This window comes from Lysinibacillus sp. NPDC095746, from assembly GCF_044763535.1.
GTDB lineage: Bacteria > Bacillota > Bacilli > Bacillales_A > Planococcaceae > Lysinibacillus.
In genome coordinates this window covers 32,744-46,821 of record NZ_JBIWGL010000008.1, presented here as the reverse complement: position 1 = coordinate 46,821, position 14,078 = coordinate 32,744, and the positions used below count along the sequence as shown (strand labels likewise).

At 38.1% G+C, this 14,078-nt stretch carries 17 protein-coding genes; 1 reads left to right on the top strand and 16 read right to left on the bottom strand.

All coding sequences use genetic code 11. The features are described 5' to 3' along the window. Window positions 1-81: 81 nt before the first annotated feature. The 15 genes from ACIQ7N_RS08000 to ACIQ7N_RS07930 all read right to left on the bottom strand — a co-directional run bounded on the left by ACIQ7N_RS08000 (window position 82) and on the right by ACIQ7N_RS07930 (window position 12,159). A complete protein-coding gene (locus ACIQ7N_RS08000; protein ID WP_402931300.1) occupies window positions 82-786 on the bottom strand; it encodes a DsbA family oxidoreductase in 705 nt (234 codons plus the stop codon). Window positions 787-799: 13 nt separating this feature from the next. Next, window positions 800-1,576 carry a sulfite exporter TauE/SafE family protein gene (locus tag ACIQ7N_RS07995; protein ID WP_402931299.1) on the bottom strand — a complete coding sequence of 259 codons (777 nt, stop codon included), beginning with the start codon at window positions 1,574-1,576 and terminating at the stop codon, window positions 800-802. A gap of 86 nt (window positions 1,577-1,662) precedes the next feature. Next, window positions 1,663-1,890 (bottom strand): sulfurtransferase TusA family protein, encoded by a 228-nt coding sequence (locus ACIQ7N_RS07990; RefSeq protein WP_402931382.1) that lies wholly within the window; start codon window positions 1,888-1,890, stop codon window positions 1,663-1,665. 158 nt (window positions 1,891-2,048) lie between these two features. Further along, complete coding sequence (locus ACIQ7N_RS07985; protein ID WP_402931298.1) at window positions 2,049-3,176, bottom strand: MBL fold metallo-hydrolase; 1,128 nt, start codon at window positions 3,174-3,176, stop codon at window positions 2,049-2,051. Between the two features lie 83 nt (window positions 3,177-3,259). Further along, window positions 3,260-3,655, bottom strand: a complete 396-nt coding sequence (locus tag ACIQ7N_RS07980) for a DsrE/DsrF/DrsH-like family protein (RefSeq protein ID WP_132361434.1) — start codon at window positions 3,653-3,655, stop codon at window positions 3,260-3,262. A gap of 12 nt (window positions 3,656-3,667) precedes the next feature. Then, window positions 3,668-4,216 carry a sulfurtransferase TusA family protein gene (locus ACIQ7N_RS07975; protein ID WP_132361431.1) on the bottom strand — a complete coding sequence of 183 codons (549 nt, stop codon included), beginning with the start codon at window positions 4,214-4,216 and terminating at the stop codon, window positions 3,668-3,670. A 77-nt stretch (window positions 4,217-4,293) separates the two neighbouring features. Next, window positions 4,294-4,590 carry a rhodanese-like domain-containing protein gene (locus tag ACIQ7N_RS07970; RefSeq protein WP_132361429.1) on the bottom strand — a complete coding sequence of 99 codons (297 nt, stop codon included), beginning with the start codon at window positions 4,588-4,590 and terminating at the stop codon, window positions 4,294-4,296. A 12-nt stretch (window positions 4,591-4,602) separates the two neighbouring features. Then, window positions 4,603-4,893: a rhodanese-like domain-containing protein gene (locus ACIQ7N_RS07965; protein WP_402931381.1), complete on the bottom strand. Its 291-nt coding sequence runs from the start codon at window positions 4,891-4,893 to the stop codon at window positions 4,603-4,605. A gap of 93 nt (window positions 4,894-4,986) precedes the next feature. Further along, the gene (locus ACIQ7N_RS07960; protein ID WP_402931296.1) at window positions 4,987-5,247 is read right to left on the bottom strand and encodes a metal-sensitive transcriptional regulator; all 261 of its coding nucleotides are present in this window, start codon (window positions 5,245-5,247) and stop codon (window positions 4,987-4,989) included. 260 nt (window positions 5,248-5,507) lie between these two features. Next, complete coding sequence (locus ACIQ7N_RS07955; RefSeq protein ID WP_132361421.1) at window positions 5,508-5,732, bottom strand: sulfurtransferase TusA family protein; 225 nt, start codon at window positions 5,730-5,732, stop codon at window positions 5,508-5,510. 19 nt (window positions 5,733-5,751) lie between these two features. Beyond that, entirely contained in the window at window positions 5,752-6,813 is a 1,062-nt protein-coding gene (locus tag ACIQ7N_RS07950; RefSeq protein ID WP_402931295.1) for a YeeE/YedE thiosulfate transporter family protein, read from the bottom strand. Window positions 6,814-7,188: 375 nt separating this feature from the next. Then, on the bottom strand, window positions 7,189-8,235 hold the full coding sequence (locus ACIQ7N_RS07945; protein ID WP_402931294.1) for an LLM class flavin-dependent oxidoreductase: 1,047 nt from the start codon (window positions 8,233-8,235) through the stop codon (window positions 7,189-7,191). Window positions 8,236-8,251: 16 nt separating this feature from the next. Further along, window positions 8,252-9,298, bottom strand: a complete 1,047-nt coding sequence (locus ACIQ7N_RS07940; RefSeq protein ID WP_402931293.1) for an LLM class flavin-dependent oxidoreductase — start codon at window positions 9,296-9,298, stop codon at window positions 8,252-8,254. Window positions 9,299-9,311: 13 nt separating this feature from the next. Continuing rightward, a complete protein-coding gene (locus ACIQ7N_RS07935; RefSeq protein WP_402931291.1) occupies window positions 9,312-10,727 on the bottom strand; it encodes a 4-hydroxyphenylacetate 3-hydroxylase N-terminal domain-containing protein in 1,416 nt (471 codons plus the stop codon). Continuing rightward, complete coding sequence (locus ACIQ7N_RS07930) at window positions 10,690-12,159, bottom strand: 4-hydroxyphenylacetate 3-hydroxylase family protein (protein WP_402931290.1); 1,470 nt, start codon at window positions 12,157-12,159, stop codon at window positions 10,690-10,692. The genes ACIQ7N_RS07935 and ACIQ7N_RS07930 overlap by 38 nt, the downstream gene beginning before the upstream one ends. 262 nt (window positions 12,160-12,421) lie before the next feature. Between ACIQ7N_RS07930 and ACIQ7N_RS07925 the strand changes: the two genes are divergently transcribed. Continuing rightward, on the top strand, window positions 12,422-12,763 hold the full coding sequence (locus tag ACIQ7N_RS07925; RefSeq protein ID WP_402931289.1) for a MetQ/NlpA family ABC transporter substrate-binding protein: 342 nt from the start codon (window positions 12,422-12,424) through the stop codon (window positions 12,761-12,763). A 42-nt stretch (window positions 12,764-12,805) separates the two neighbouring features. On the opposite strand, the gene hmpA is transcribed toward ACIQ7N_RS07925, so the two are convergent. Beyond that, window positions 12,806-13,972: an NO-inducible flavohemoprotein gene (gene hmpA / locus ACIQ7N_RS07920; RefSeq protein WP_402931288.1), complete on the bottom strand. Its 1,167-nt coding sequence runs from the start codon at window positions 13,970-13,972 to the stop codon at window positions 12,806-12,808. Window positions 13,973-14,078: the final 106 nt, after the last annotated feature.

The window sequence follows — 14,078 nt, the reverse complement described above, 5'->3', positions numbered from 1 at the left end:
CATTTTCGCCTTGCGTAATTGCGGCTTTCGCACAGTAAAGATTGCTAAATGAAGATAAAATTGCCGAGTACAGATTTTGCTTTATAATTGACATTCACCATCAGCACAAATAGCTTCACCATCTCCTATCATCTTTAATACCGGCTGAATACCCGCTATCTCTGCCGCTTGATGTAACGTCCGTACAAAAACATCAGTTGGCTCCGCACCTTTAATACCGTAACGATTTTCGAAAACAAAGAACGGAACACTTTGTACACCTAGTTGTTGGGCATCATATCGATCTTTATCCAAAGAATCACTGAAGTCTTTTGATGCTAGTACACCCTTTGCAACTCCAACATCTAAGTTTAAATTTTCAATGACTTTTAACAAGAAACTCTCATCGTTTAAGTCTTTTCCTTTTGTAAAATAACCACTCATAAGCTCTTCCGTATAAACCGACTCTTTACCGAACTTCCTTGTCCATTTTGCTAATCGATGAGCTTTTTCAGTATGAGCTGTTTTCATTTCTTCAAAATTGTAATGCAAGCCAACCTCTTCAGCACGTCTTGCTATACCCTTTGTTATTTCCTTTACTTCTTTTAACGTGGAGTTAAATTTCGCGGCCATCCCATCATATAAAGTTGGTGCATCTTCCTTAGGCGTATTTGGCCCAATTTGGTATGCTTTATATTCAATTTCTACCTGCCCTGAATAACCCGCTAAGTCAATAGCACGTTCCAATTCTCGTTTGCCAATATAGCAGAACGGACATGTAAAATCCGAAAAAACCTCAATTTTCATTCATTACCGCCTCCTACAATATATCCACCCAAATTTTAATAGCAGTCGCCAATATAAGGACCGCTAACATAGCTTGTAAAATTTTCGTATTTAATTTTTTCCCAGCTTTTGCACCTAGTGGAGCGGCTACTAGGCTAGCTATAATCATAATGAACGCGGGGTAATAATTAACTTGCCCCGTCATCAATTTTCCAATTGTCCCGCCTATTGAGGATATTAAAGTAATAGCGAGGCTTGTAGCGATTGTCATACGTGTCGGTATGCCCAATACTACTAGCATGATAGGTACTAACAAGAAACCACCAGCCGCCCCAACAATCCCTGATCCAATACCAACAATAAACGCTAAAACAGCTGCGATTGGTTTATTAAACGTTACTTCATCGAAAGGTTTGTCGTCAATTTGCTTTTTAGGAATTAACATCATCACTGCAGCAATCAACGCCAATACACCATAAACGATGTTAACGCCGTCTTCAGATAAAAATTTGGAGCCATAACTACCAATGAAACTTCCTGCTAATACGGCACCACCCATATATAGCATTAGTGCTTTATTTAAAAAACCACCTTTTCGATACGTCCACACCCCAGCTGCAGAAGCAAAAAACACTTCTACTGCACTAATACCTGATACCTCATGTGCTGAAAAAGCGGCAAAACCTAGTAAAGGCGGGACGTATAATAACATCGGATATTTTATAATCGCTCCACCAATTCCTAGCATTCCTGATACAAACGAACCGACAAAGCCAATTAAAAATATTGTAATGATCCATGTTAAATCCATAGTTTTCCTTCTCTCTACTTACCTCACTAAGGACCAATAACGAAAGGAGGGCTGTGCTACCCTCAAATAGACAACCCCCACCAGTCTTAAGCTTTCTGAATAAAAAATGTAATGACGCCAGCATCCTCAGATTTGTCTAAAATTGTATGACCGCCAGCTTTTGCCCAAGCGGGGATGTCCGCTAAAGCCCCCTTATCTGTTACTTGAACCTCTAAAACTTCCCCTGAAGCTAATGTATCTATCGCTTTTTTTGTTTTCACTATAGGCATTGGACAAGATAAACCCTTTGCATCTAGTTGTAAGTTTGATTTCATATTTTTCTCCTTTGGAACGGCAAAGGTTGTAAGCGATTTTGCCGGTTCTATTTGTTTTTTCACGAATTTACGAAGGATGAGCGCCTTCGCTTCGTGGTATTTACATGCTATAACCATGCATGCGTACTCATTGCATTTAACCATTTTTTATAAACGAACTAGCGAACTGCGCAGCGATTTGGACCAATTTCCATCTCTGTTTGCTCATCCTGCGTTGGGGTAATCTTACCCATATTCACTTGACGAATTTCTTGATATGCATTTGGCTGTGGAGGCAAATGCTCTGTTACGACGCTTCGGAATTTTGCTTCATCTTTAATATTTAAGCCGTGATTTTCCGCAAATAATCGTCCAAGGTGTTTTGCTACAGTTCCATCTTCATTTAGTTCATCAATAATCATAAAGTGAGCTGGTAAAACAATTAAATCATCCGATAATTCTCTGTATCGTTTGTAAAGTGTTTCACGTAAATCACCCACCCAATCTTCTGCTAGACCCGCTAAATCAGGGCGTCCAATTGAATCAATAAACAAAATATCTCCAGTTAATAAATACTTGTTGTCCACAACAAAGGACGTTGAACCAATTGTATGACCAGGTGAATAAATCGCTCCTACATCAACTTGAGAGGCACCAACTCGTACAGTTGTTCCATCAAGTAAAGGTGTATAGTCAAACACAACCTCCTCTGCATCTTTTGGTGGTAAATAATACGTCGCACCAGTAGTAGCTGCTATATGTCGTCCACCAGAAATATGATCCGCATGCAAGTGTGTATCGAACACATATTTAATTTTTACGTTTTTCTCTTCCGCAAAGCTTGTGAATGCTTCAGTAAAACGCACAGCATCGATAATCGCTGCTTCACCCTCAGAGATGACCATATAAGAAAGGCAACCCTTCCCTAAACGTACAAACTGATAAAGCTCACCCCCATCAGTTAAATCTCCAACTTTAATCGGTTCTAAATATTCACTCCACGTTTTCATTCCACCTTCTAAATAAGCGACCGTACGTCCTGCTTCTGATAACATCTCAGCTATCATTAGTGATGATCCTTCTTTCGCACAAACGACTAATACATCTTTATCAGTTGGAATGTTCGGTAAAATATCCTCGACGCCATCAAATAGCTCAAAATATGGAATATTGAGGTATTCAAATTTGTGGCCATCAATTTTCCAATCTTCGAACGCATCCGCATTTCGAACATCTAAAATAAATAGTTCTTCATTGTTCATTACTTTTTTCGCTACTTGTGCTGCACTCCATTTTAGAACTGACACTATCGTTACCCCCCAAGGTATTGTTTTATCGATTTTTTTAGCGGAAAGGACCGTCCTCTCCGCTCGTATAGTTACAAAATAAATTAAAATGTTAATGAAGGTGCTGCGTCTTTAGCAAACTCTAAAAATGTCACAGCTCCCCCAACCTCGATACCTTCAATAAAATCAGCTATCGTTAAACCCATTACATCCATCGTCATTTGACACGCAATCAATTTCACACCTAATTCTTGTGCCATTTCCACCAATTGTGGAATTGCTGGTACATTAGCTTTAGCAAACCCCTCTGCCAAATGCTCCGCTCCAGCAGGCATAGGTAATGCATGCATCCCTTGTTTATGAATTAAATTTAATCCTTCGAACGTAAAGAAAATCGCTACTTCTTTCTCTGTAGCCGCCGCTGCCGTCGCAATATTGAATACTTTATACGCATCGAAAAGACCACCGTTACTTGCAATTATCGCTACTTTATTTGACATAATAAATTCCTCCTAAATATGTTTTATTAAATGTCCCGTCCAGGATGTCATCCCTGGTAGAACGTTAAATACCTTTGTAAAGCCATGTGCCACAAGCTTTTGAGCAGCTAAATCACTACGCTTCCCTGTTCGACATACGACATAAACCTCTTGCTCTTTATTAAGTTCTGAAAGACGTACTTCAAGTTCACCCATCGGAATAGACTTCGCCCCCTCGATGTGTCCAAAAGCAAACTCTGCCTCTTCGCGAACATCGAGAATAAGCCCTTCCCTTTCCACCGCTACTTCTAACGCAATTGTATGTTCAAATGTTTTCTCATCCATTGTGTCGTCTGAGCATTTGCGAATGTAATGTTTAAGCACATTTTCTTCTTCCACAGTCCCAATATATTGATGACCTACAGATTCAGCCCATGCAGCAATATCTGCTTTCGAACCCTTATCTGTCGCTGAGACTTCTAAAATTTGACCATCCACTAAATCAGCCATCGCCTTTTTCGTTTTAACAATTGGCATAGGGCAAGAAAGCCCCTTGGCATCTAGCTGAAAATCTACCTTCATACTCATAACTTCCTCCCTCATACCTGCACGGGTATTATTTTTGTTTAAAAAAATATAGCAAGTGCTACAGCATCTCCTTACTGTACTTCACCATCCCAAGCGAGCATGCCACCAACCATATTGGATACATCGAAGCCTTGACTTTCTAAAAATTGAGTAGCACGACCACTACGACCACCTGATCGACAAACGATAACATATGATTCATTTTTATTTAACTCATGCATACGAAATTCGAGTAAGCCAAGTGGGATATGAATCATTCCCGGAATGTGCCCTGACTCCACTTCATCCACTTCACGTACATCAATTAACTTTATTGCCTGACCTTGTTCTAAAGCTTGTTGTACTTCCTTTGTTGAAATTTCCTTCATGCCATTCTCCTCCTAATATGCGCTCATGCCTCCACGGACATTTGTGACACGTTCAAATCCTTGTTTTTTTAATTGCTTACACGCCTGACTACTACGCATCCCACTTTGACAAATGACCACTATCTCTTTATCTTTCGGTAATTTATCAAAACTCGAACCAAGTGGAATATTTTTAAATTGCGGGATATTTCGCCCCTTATATTCAGCTGGTGTACGCACATCGATAAAAACTTTATCCTTATCATTCAACATACTTTTCAATTGCGCCGCCGAAATTGACTGCACCCCTTTCATTGGCTTCATTCGCCAAACGAAAAACGCTATAACAACAGCAAGTAAAATCCATGTTCCCAAGTAACATTACCTCCGTCCACATACTATTTAGGGTATATAATGTTATCTACTTTTCACGACTAAATCCATCGCTTCTTGGATGGCTGTATTCACTTTTCCCGCATCCCCTTCAGCAGTCGTTACACAGTCCAATAAATTTTCACTAACAATTACACCAATAGTCCGATCAACCGCAGAACGCACGGCAGATAGCTGCGTAATTACATCCTTACAGTTTTTTTCTTCTTCCATCATGCGTAAAACACCACGCAATTGACCTTCTATTCGCTTCACCCGATTAGCCGTTTTTGTACCGTAAGCCATACTATCACGCCTCCTTTCTAAACGATCGATTGAACTTGCTTACGTGATTCATAATATACCCCATTAGGTATATTGTCAACATGCAAGCTTGAATTTTTCTTAATCATCGTTACAATATCAGTTCCCTCTTGTATCAACGCTTTAGCGATCCCTTTCAGGTTGTTACCCTCATTTTCTTATCTTTCAGTTACAAAAAAAAGCGAGAAATCCGACGATTCTATCATCGAATTTCTCGCTTAATAGCGCATTGCTATGAAGACTTACTTCTTTTTAATAGTTATTGTCCAAGCAGCTTCGCCAACTTGTTCATACTCCGTTACCTCGTGCCCTTCTTCAGCAGCCCAACGAGGAATGGATTCGGTACCTTGTGTACAATCAAATTGCACTTCTAATTCATCGCCTGAATGTAAGTCTTTTATAGCTTCTTTTGCTTCTACTAAAGGAAATGGACAAACCATTCCCATTACTTCTAATGTTTTTTTCATATGAATATACACTCCTTTTTTACGCTGTTATTACTTGCGCAGCTCGCTTAGCTTTTTTCCTTGGTCGAACGAATACAAAGTAAGATGCTGTCCATGTACCTAAAATCATAAACCCTAATGAAATCCAGCCTTGCCAAGTCATCATCGCCGTCATCACCAATCCATTACCAATTGAGCAACCTCCTGCTAAACCAGCGCCTAATCCCATCAAAAGTCCACCACAAAAGCTGTTAATCGCTGTTTTCGTATCTGGAATACGGAATCTAAATTCACCACTCATTTTTGCTGCGAATAATGATCCTAAGAAAATCCCTAGTACTAGGAAAACGCCCCAGTTGATGAAATTAATTTGTCCAGTGACCAAAAATTGCAAAATATTAGCAGAAGGTGTTGTAATGCCTAACCCTCCTATGCGACCAGTAGCAACACTTAATGGCCATGCTAAAGTTGCAATCACGCCTATAATTGTTGCAGTTATAAATGGATGCCAACGTTTTTCAAATAAAATATGTGCTAATCCCGTTTTTTTCGGCTTTAACCCCGGGATTTTCAATCGAGGCTTTTTGAGCTCACGGTATACGATATATGCTACAACTATTACAAAAATCGTGATAATCAACCAGTTGTTTACGCCAATTGTCTCGGCAATAGAATTACTTTCAATGCTCGTTTCTTTAATAGTCTTATCCAACGGCAACAATACGCCTGATTTCACCATTGCTGCTACAAGCATATAGCCAGCTAATGCAATCCAACTGCCAATTAAACCTTCTCCTGCCCGATACCAAGTCCCTGTTGCACAACCACCAGCAAAAATAATGCCAATTCCAAAAATAAATGAACCAACTATAACAGCTACGATCGGTAAAGAACCAGCACTAAATTCAAATACCTTCAAACTAATTAAGGTATATACACCTACACTTTGAATTGCTATCGCAATAAGTAATGCGTAAAACATCCGATTATCTTTTGTTAAATACATATCGCGGAAGCCGCCAGTTAAGCAAAAACGACCACGTTGCATAACAAATCCAAGCAAAGCTCCACAAATAAGTCCTGTAATAATCATTTGACCCATCTACCATTCCCCTTTCAATACCGAGTATTCTTATAAGGTATATTACCACTTGTTTTACTATGAATTCAATCACTTTTTTCCACAACTATGGAAAATTTAATAAATTTTTTATGCTTATTCACACAAAAACCCTTGCTACAAGTGCGGATAGCTGCTTGTTATAACAAGGGTTTATAATTGCATGGCTGAACGAAAGAATTCATAATGAATTTTTTCGTCTTTCACACCAATCTCATGTAAAGTTTTAACTTCTTTCAGCACAGGTTTCATTTTGCAGTATGATTACCAAGGAATTGTACGTTCTGCACAAATAAAAGTTTGCTTAATAACACCCCCTTTTTGTATTTAACCTATAGATTTACAATGTTTTAAGGATTAAAAAATACTGTGATTTAGTTTTGTGCTAATATATTTATGAAATTCAGGTAATTCTTTTAATGGTTCTTTAAAAGTAATTAGCAATTTTTCTATACCAATGCTACTTAATTCTTGTAATTTAGTAACTACCTCATCATAACTACCGATTAACCCTGTACGAAAACCTTCATTATTAGCTACAAAATCACTTAACTGAGTGGCATTTTTCCACATCCCTAACGTTTCTTTGCGATTCCGGAACTGCAAGATTGCTTCTTCATCGGCATGCTCAATAATTGATTGAAATTCTTGGAACGCTTCTTCAGAAGTTTTACGGGCAATGACAAATGCATTAACAGCAAATTTTATCGTGCGCCCCTTTCTTCTCGCAATTTCATTTACATTTTCAATTTGTTTTTGCAACTCTACAATCGGAGCTCCGTTCATAAAATAAACATCACTGTGCACGCCTGCCATAACTTGAGCGTCCTCTGAATTACCACCTTGATAAATCGAAGGATATGGCTTTTGAATTGGTTTTGGTGTAAGCGTAGCATTTTTTATTGTATAGAAATCGCCCTCATAGCTAAAGTTGTCTTGTGACCAAAGACCTTTCAATACCTCTAAATATTCAGTTGAACGTCGATAGCGATCTTCATGGTTGATCCACTCAATACCAAAGGTTTCTTGTTCTTTTTTAAACCAGCCACTTACTAAATTAATATGAAATCTACCATTTGAAATGACGTCTATTGTTGAACCTATTTTGGCTAAAGTTGCTGGATGGATGAACCCAGGCAAAACAGCTGCTATAAAGTGAATATTTTCCGTTTCAGCAATTAATGCTGCCGCAAGCGTTAGGGCATCCAGCTGTCCTTCTTCAGCACTACCATTACCACCAATATTGCCCAAATAGCGAATCGGAAATAAAACAGCATTTATCTCTAACTTTTCAGCTAATTTTATCAATGTTTTATTGTACTCAAAGCTTCCTTCTGTATTTTGCTCTATTCTAGAACGTAAAAATCCACCTGCTAAATTTGAGCCCCAAATAACAAATTCCATGCAAAGATCACTCCATTTATTCAAATAATGGCAATACCTTTTCTCCGAAAATTTCTGCTTCCTCTTTATGTGGGAAGCCTGATAAAATAAAGTGCGTTACACCGATATCAATATACGCTTGCAATCCTGCTTTAACTTGCTCTGGTATACCAACAATAGCCGTCCCCGCACCTTTTCGAATTTTACCTATACCAGCCCAACTGTATTGATCAAATCGCTCGTTTTCAGCAGTAAGGACGTTCATTCTTTTTTGAGCGACTGAATCTACCGTTTCATAATATCGATTCAGATTCGATTGTACAGGGTTTTCTATTTTACTAATAATGTTATAAGCAGCATCCCAAGCCTCTTGCTCTGTATCACGTACAACTACATGAATTCGAATACCGTACTCTAATCGACGATTATACTTTTTAGCTCGACTTTTAACATGTTGAATTTGCTCCTGAATGCTTGCTACAGGCTCTCCCCATTGCAAATAAACATCTGCAGCTTTTGCAGCTATTTCCTTAGCCACCTCGGAAGAACCCCCAAAATAAATAGGAATACCTCTTTCTTGATAAAGAGTAGGAATCAACTTTCCTTCAGTTACTTTAAAAAACTCGCCATCATAATGAAATGATTCTTCTTGCCAGGTTTCTTTCACTACAGTTAAAAATTCATCTGTACGTTCATAGCGCTGTTGATGTGATAAATAGTCACCGTCTTGTGCTAGCTCTTTTTCCGAACCACCCGTTACAACATTGACCAATACTCTTCCCTTCGAAAATTGATCTAAAGTCGCTGCCATTTTAGATGCAACTGTCGGTGAAACAAAACCGGGTCTAAATGCAATTAACGGCTTTATATGCTTTGTCTGATGGATGATAGCAGACCCTACGAGCCATGAATCTAAATAAGGAATACCAGTAGGAATCAAAATCCCTTCAAATCCTGCTTTTTCTGCCGTTTGAGCTACATCTACTAAATACTCCAAGGTTGGCTCTCTTTCAGGCTGCTTTAACCCTAAATACCTTCCGTCTCCACTTGTAGGAGCAAACCAATAAAAATGTGGTTTCACCATTCTCTCTCCTTCCCTAATTAAATTCTTCAACTAGCTTTAACAATCGATCCTTTTCACTATAGTTTTGATATTGCGCTGCAAAGGTACGAACAGGATCACCTGAATAAAAACGTTCATATAATTCGTGACGCGCTCCAAGCTGACTACCTATTAAATCCCAAGCTAGTTTAATAAATTTGGTTCTTGCAAATGCACTTGTATGTGTACCTCCATAATACGCCTGTAACTTGTCACCTATTGGCCCATTGATTTCTTCAATAGTAGACGGCACTTGCAATAATCCGCTTGCTCCAATTTGCTGTAATATTTCTAAAGCACGTGGATAATAACGTGTACCTAAATTTCGGGCAGTCGTTAAAAATCGTTGTTGAGGTAGATAGATTCCATTATGTTCGCTAGCTTCATATTCAGCCGCATTTAATAAACCCTTTATAGTTTCTAACTGAATGATTAACTCACTTAACTTCTCTTTTACATGTAAAAACTCCGTCGCTCCAGCTGTTTCCGCTAGTTCGTTGCCAATGGCTACTACTGATTCTAATTTACTAATTAGGCGTACAACCGTTTGATGCTGACTTAACAAAGATGATGCCGTTTCAGTTCGTAGCTTCCAAGCTAATTCAGGATCTTCTGCTACCAACACCCTTTCCCAAGGGATTAGAACATTATCAAAAATTAAGACAGCATCCATTTCATCAAAACGAGCGCTTAAAGGGTGGTTGTTGGTATCCGTGGAAGCAAACGATTCTCGACATACCATATGTAACCCTTGAGCTGATGTTGGAACATAAAATACATTTGCCATTGGTGCTTCCTCTAACCCTCGCTTATGATAAGAGGTTATGAGCAGTTCATCTACATATGGTGCTGCTGTAGCAATTGTTTTGGCCCCGCTCACAAAAATACCTTCTTCATTTTTAGTCACTACACGTAATTTCCCATGCTCTATCTCTTCAGCAGATTTAGAACGGTTTTTTTGCGGGTCATGTGCTGCTACCGTTGATAATAAATCTAAATTCCGTGCCGCTGTGTATAGTTTGTCAAGCTTTGCTGCCATGCCCGGTGACAAAACATCTAATTGTTTTCTACTTGCATACCAACCTACTAACTGCGAACGAGAATATTCGGATAAGCGGCTCATTACTCCAAACGTTTCATCTGCCCAGCATTTATAAGCTAAACTTTTCCTTTTCAAATCATTGATTGAAGTTGGCACTAAAAAAGATAGGTGGGCATTTGTACCTTCTTCCGTTTCATACGTTAAAATCGATTTTGTCGGCTCCACGGTTTGTAAATATAATAAATGCTGGATTGTACGAACAGTCCCTTTAAAGGATTGATGGTTTTCTAAATTAGTAACAATCCCTCCATCTAACCAAACTGTTCGCCCATTATTCAACCTCCGCAAATACGGAATCTGCGTATTCATCTTCATTTCCCTCCCTTTCAATTAAATTATTCAAAAAATGGTTTAACTTATTTTTCAAATAGGATTTATCATAAGTTTCATACTGCAAGGCATGAACACGAATTGGATCACCTGTATAAAACCGTTCGTATAAATCATGACGTGAGCCGAGTTGACTGCCAATAAGTTCCCACCCCATTCTAAATAGCTTTTCTTTTGTTCGTGCATCTACCTTTGCCCCTTTATAGTACTTGGAAAACAACGGGGATAATTCGTGATTTTCTAGAATCGGAGATGACGATAATTGAATAAAGCCTCCTGCACCTATCTGCTTTAAAATATCTAGAGCACGGCCATAGAAATGTGTGCCTAAATTTCTTGCTGTTTGTAGTGGCGTAATATTAGGTAAATAAACATTCTGCTCATTTAGATGCCCTTCTTTTTCTGATGAAATTAATAAAGCTTCAATACTATCAATTTGTGTATAAAGCTCCCCTATTTTTTCCTGAACATGTAAAAAGTAATCTGCACCAATTGATTGAGCTATTGCCGTTGTCATCCCAGCAGCAAATTCTAATTTTGATAGTAAACGAACGACCGTTTGATGCTGTGCTAGTGCATCGAGTTGCTGATGCCGATGTGCTTTCAACACGCCCTCAGGTGAACCCTTAATAAGCACCCTATCCCACGGGATTAAAACATCGTCAAACAATAAAACAGCGTCCATTTCATCGAATCTTGAACTTAATTTATGATGCTCTTTATTTGAAGCAAATGATTCTCGACAAACAATTTGTAGCCCAGGTAAATTCAATGGAACAATAAACATATTTGCTTGTGCTATTTGATTTGATGATAATTTTTGCGGAGTGGTAACAATGACATCATGTGCATAAGGAGCACCAGTCGCAATCATTTTTGCGCCTCGTACAACTACCCCTTCCTTGGTCTCCCGTATAATACGCAATAATGCATCTTCATCTTGCTCTTCTGCTGGCTTCGAACGATCAATTTGAGGATCCAAAATGGCAGTAGTAACAATTCGCCGTTCATCTCTAGCTAGCTCATAATATTTCGTTATTTTTTCAACGAATCCAACATCATATTGCGCAAACTGCTCCCGATCCAAATAGTATCCGGTAATTAGAGAATTAGCATAATCTGATAAACGACTCATTACTCCATAGGTTTTATTCGACCATAGAGCAAATGCTTTTTTACGCTTTATTAAATCCTCATAGCTACGCGGAATATAAAATGCACTATGAACAAATCGATTACTTTTTGGACTTTTAAAACCTGCAATGCTTTGATTGTTCTCATCATCTAGAAGTGCTAATAAATTTGTGATAGTCTCTAATGTTCCCGTAAAGGCTGGATGAGTTGTTACATCCACTTTTACTCCGTCCAACCATACACTTCTTCCATCTTTCAAACTTCCACTAAAAGACATTTATTATTTCCAACTCCTTTTCATGAACACAAAAAAACTCCCACCAAATCTCCTGCGCAAATCTTCGCTTAAGACATCAATGAGAGCTCCATTTTTATGGTCACTATGAGTATTTTTTATGGCTAAAAAACAAAATCGGAGCTTTTAGTTCTTAAACCAAAGCTCCGATTTTTTCAGTCGCCACATTCTATAAATTAATTTACATATTAAACCAAATAAAACCGATAAGTCAAGTATATTTTGAAAAATCAATTAATCTATTATGCCTCGGCATAATTTCATCCGCCGTATTCATCTCACTATCTGTTGTTACCTTTCGCTACCACTTGCTGAAGATATCACGAAATACGGCTACACTATTGCTTTCGTTGAAATGGAGCAAGCACAATTGCCACGTTCACTGTCTGACGTAGATTTTGCACTTGTAAACGGTAACTTTATTTTGTCCTCTGGAAGAAAACCATTAGAGAATCCAACCTTCAAATACCAAAACCTATTAGCAGTTCGCGATGAGGATAAAGATATTGAAGCATATCATTCAGCGGATTTTCAAAAATTTATTGCATCTAATATAGCCCAGATTATTATGAAATTAAAAAGATGACGTGCTTTTTAAATAAGAGCACGCCATCCACAATTTTGAATTTTATTTTACTAATTGCATGGCTGGACCAAAGAATTCATAATGAATTTTTTCGTCTCTCACGCCAATCTCATGTAAATTTTTAATGACCGCTTCCATAAAGCCTGCAGGTCCACATACGTAAACATCTGCATTGTTGGCTACTTTTTCAGCTAAAAATTCTTTTGTGATTTTCTTATTTTCATCCGAATATAACGCTGTGTATGTTGCATTTGGAAGCATATTTACTTTCTTTTGAATGTCATCGCTGAATGCTACAACTTTTTCATTGCGCGCACATTGGATAAAGCTCACTTCATTTGCCGCATTATCTTTTAGTGATTGCAGCATACTGTTTAATGGCGTTACACCGATACCACCGCTTATAAATGTAATTGGAGCAGCACTTTCTTCTAAGACAAATAGTCCTGCTGGAACACTTACATCCACTAAATCTCCGACTTCTAATACGTCGTGAATAAAGTTAGATACTTTACCATTTGGCGTATGATCACTTTCACGTTTTACAGAAATACGATAGCCATTTTCTGTACTTGCTTGTGAAAGTGTATATTGACGGTTCATTAAATACTCTTCACCTGGTACTTTCACGCGGATACTGATATATTGACCTGGCTCATAAGCTGGTAGAGGAGAACCATCTTCATTTTCAAAGTAGATAGATGTAACAAGATCACTTTCTACTACTTTTTTCGCAACTTTCAATGGTTTAAATAAGCGCCATCCGCCATTACCCTCAGCTTTTTGATATAGCTCTTCTTCTACTTGAATAAAGATATCTGCAATGACGCCATATGCTTCAGCCCATGCATTAATGATATCATCTGTTGCTGCATCACCAAGCACTTCTTTAATCGCTTTTAGTAAGTATTCTCCTACTATTGGATAATGCTCAGGTAAAATACCTAGACTACGGTGCTTATGAGCAATTAACATCACCGCTGGTAAAATAGCTTCTAAATTTTCAATATGAACTGCCGCAGCATAGACTGTATTTGCTAATGCTGTTTGCTGACGACCTTTTTCTTGATTCGTATGGTTAAAAATATTTAATAATTCGGGATGAGCTTGGAACATATTTTTGTAAAACGTTTTAGTAATCTCCACTCCATGAACTTCTAATACAGGAACTGTTGCTTTAATAATTTGTACTGTTTCTTGTTTTAACATATTGCTTACCACCCTTTCGTGATTACAATATAACGCTCTCATTTTTTAAAAGCAATATATAAAATACATCTTTAACAAAATGGACATAATTAATGTATTTTAAATA

Excerpts from the sequence above, each read along its gene's own strand:
- ACIQ7N_RS07950 (WP_402931295.1), bottom strand. The coding sequence starts at position 6,813 with ATGGGTCAAATGATTATTACAGGACTTATTTGTGGAGCTTTGCTTGGA.
- ACIQ7N_RS07955 (WP_132361421.1), bottom strand. The coding sequence starts at position 5,732 with ATGAAAAAAACATTAGAAGTAATGGGAATGGTTTGTCCATTTCCTTTA.
- ACIQ7N_RS07965 (WP_402931381.1), bottom strand. The coding sequence starts at position 4,893 with ATGAAGCCAATGAAAGGGGTGCAGTCAATTTCGGCGGCGCAATTGAAA.
- ACIQ7N_RS07980 (WP_132361434.1), bottom strand. The coding sequence starts at position 3,655 with ATGTCAAATAAAGTAGCGATAATTGCAAGTAACGGTGGTCTTTTCGAT.
- ACIQ7N_RS07945 (WP_402931294.1), bottom strand. The coding sequence starts at position 8,235 with ATGGAATTTGTTATTTGGGGCTCAAATTTAGCAGGTGGATTTTTACGT.
- ACIQ7N_RS07995 (WP_402931299.1), bottom strand. The coding sequence starts at position 1,576 with ATGGATTTAACATGGATCATTACAATATTTTTAATTGGCTTTGTCGGT.
- ACIQ7N_RS07970 (WP_132361429.1), bottom strand. The coding sequence starts at position 4,590 with ATGAAGGAAATTTCAACAAAGGAAGTACAACAAGCTTTAGAACAAGGT.
- ACIQ7N_RS07930 (WP_402931290.1), bottom strand. The coding sequence starts at position 12,159 with ATGTCTTTTAGTGGAAGTTTGAAAGATGGAAGAAGTGTATGGTTGGAC.
- ACIQ7N_RS07935 (WP_402931291.1), bottom strand. The coding sequence starts at position 10,727 with ATGAATACGCAGATTCCGTATTTGCGGAGGTTGAATAATGGGCGAACA.
- ACIQ7N_RS07975 (WP_132361431.1), bottom strand. The coding sequence starts at position 4,216 with ATGAAGGTAGATTTTCAGCTAGATGCCAAGGGGCTTTCTTGCCCTATG.
- ACIQ7N_RS07990 (WP_402931382.1), bottom strand. The coding sequence starts at position 1,890 with ATGAAATCAAACTTACAACTAGATGCAAAGGGTTTATCTTGTCCAATG.
- hmpA (WP_402931288.1), bottom strand. The coding sequence starts at position 13,972 with ATGTTAAAACAAGAAACAGTACAAATTATTAAAGCAACAGTTCCTGTA.
- ACIQ7N_RS08000 (WP_402931300.1), bottom strand. The coding sequence starts at position 786 with ATGAAAATTGAGGTTTTTTCGGATTTTACATGTCCGTTCTGCTATATT.
- ACIQ7N_RS07940 (WP_402931293.1), bottom strand. The coding sequence starts at position 9,298 with ATGGTGAAACCACATTTTTATTGGTTTGCTCCTACAAGTGGAGACGGA.
- ACIQ7N_RS07925 (WP_402931289.1), top strand. The coding sequence starts at position 12,422 with ATGCCTCGGCATAATTTCATCCGCCGTATTCATCTCACTATCTGTTGT.
- ACIQ7N_RS07960 (WP_402931296.1), bottom strand. The coding sequence starts at position 5,247 with ATGGCTTACGGTACAAAAACGGCTAATCGGGTGAAGCGAATAGAAGGT.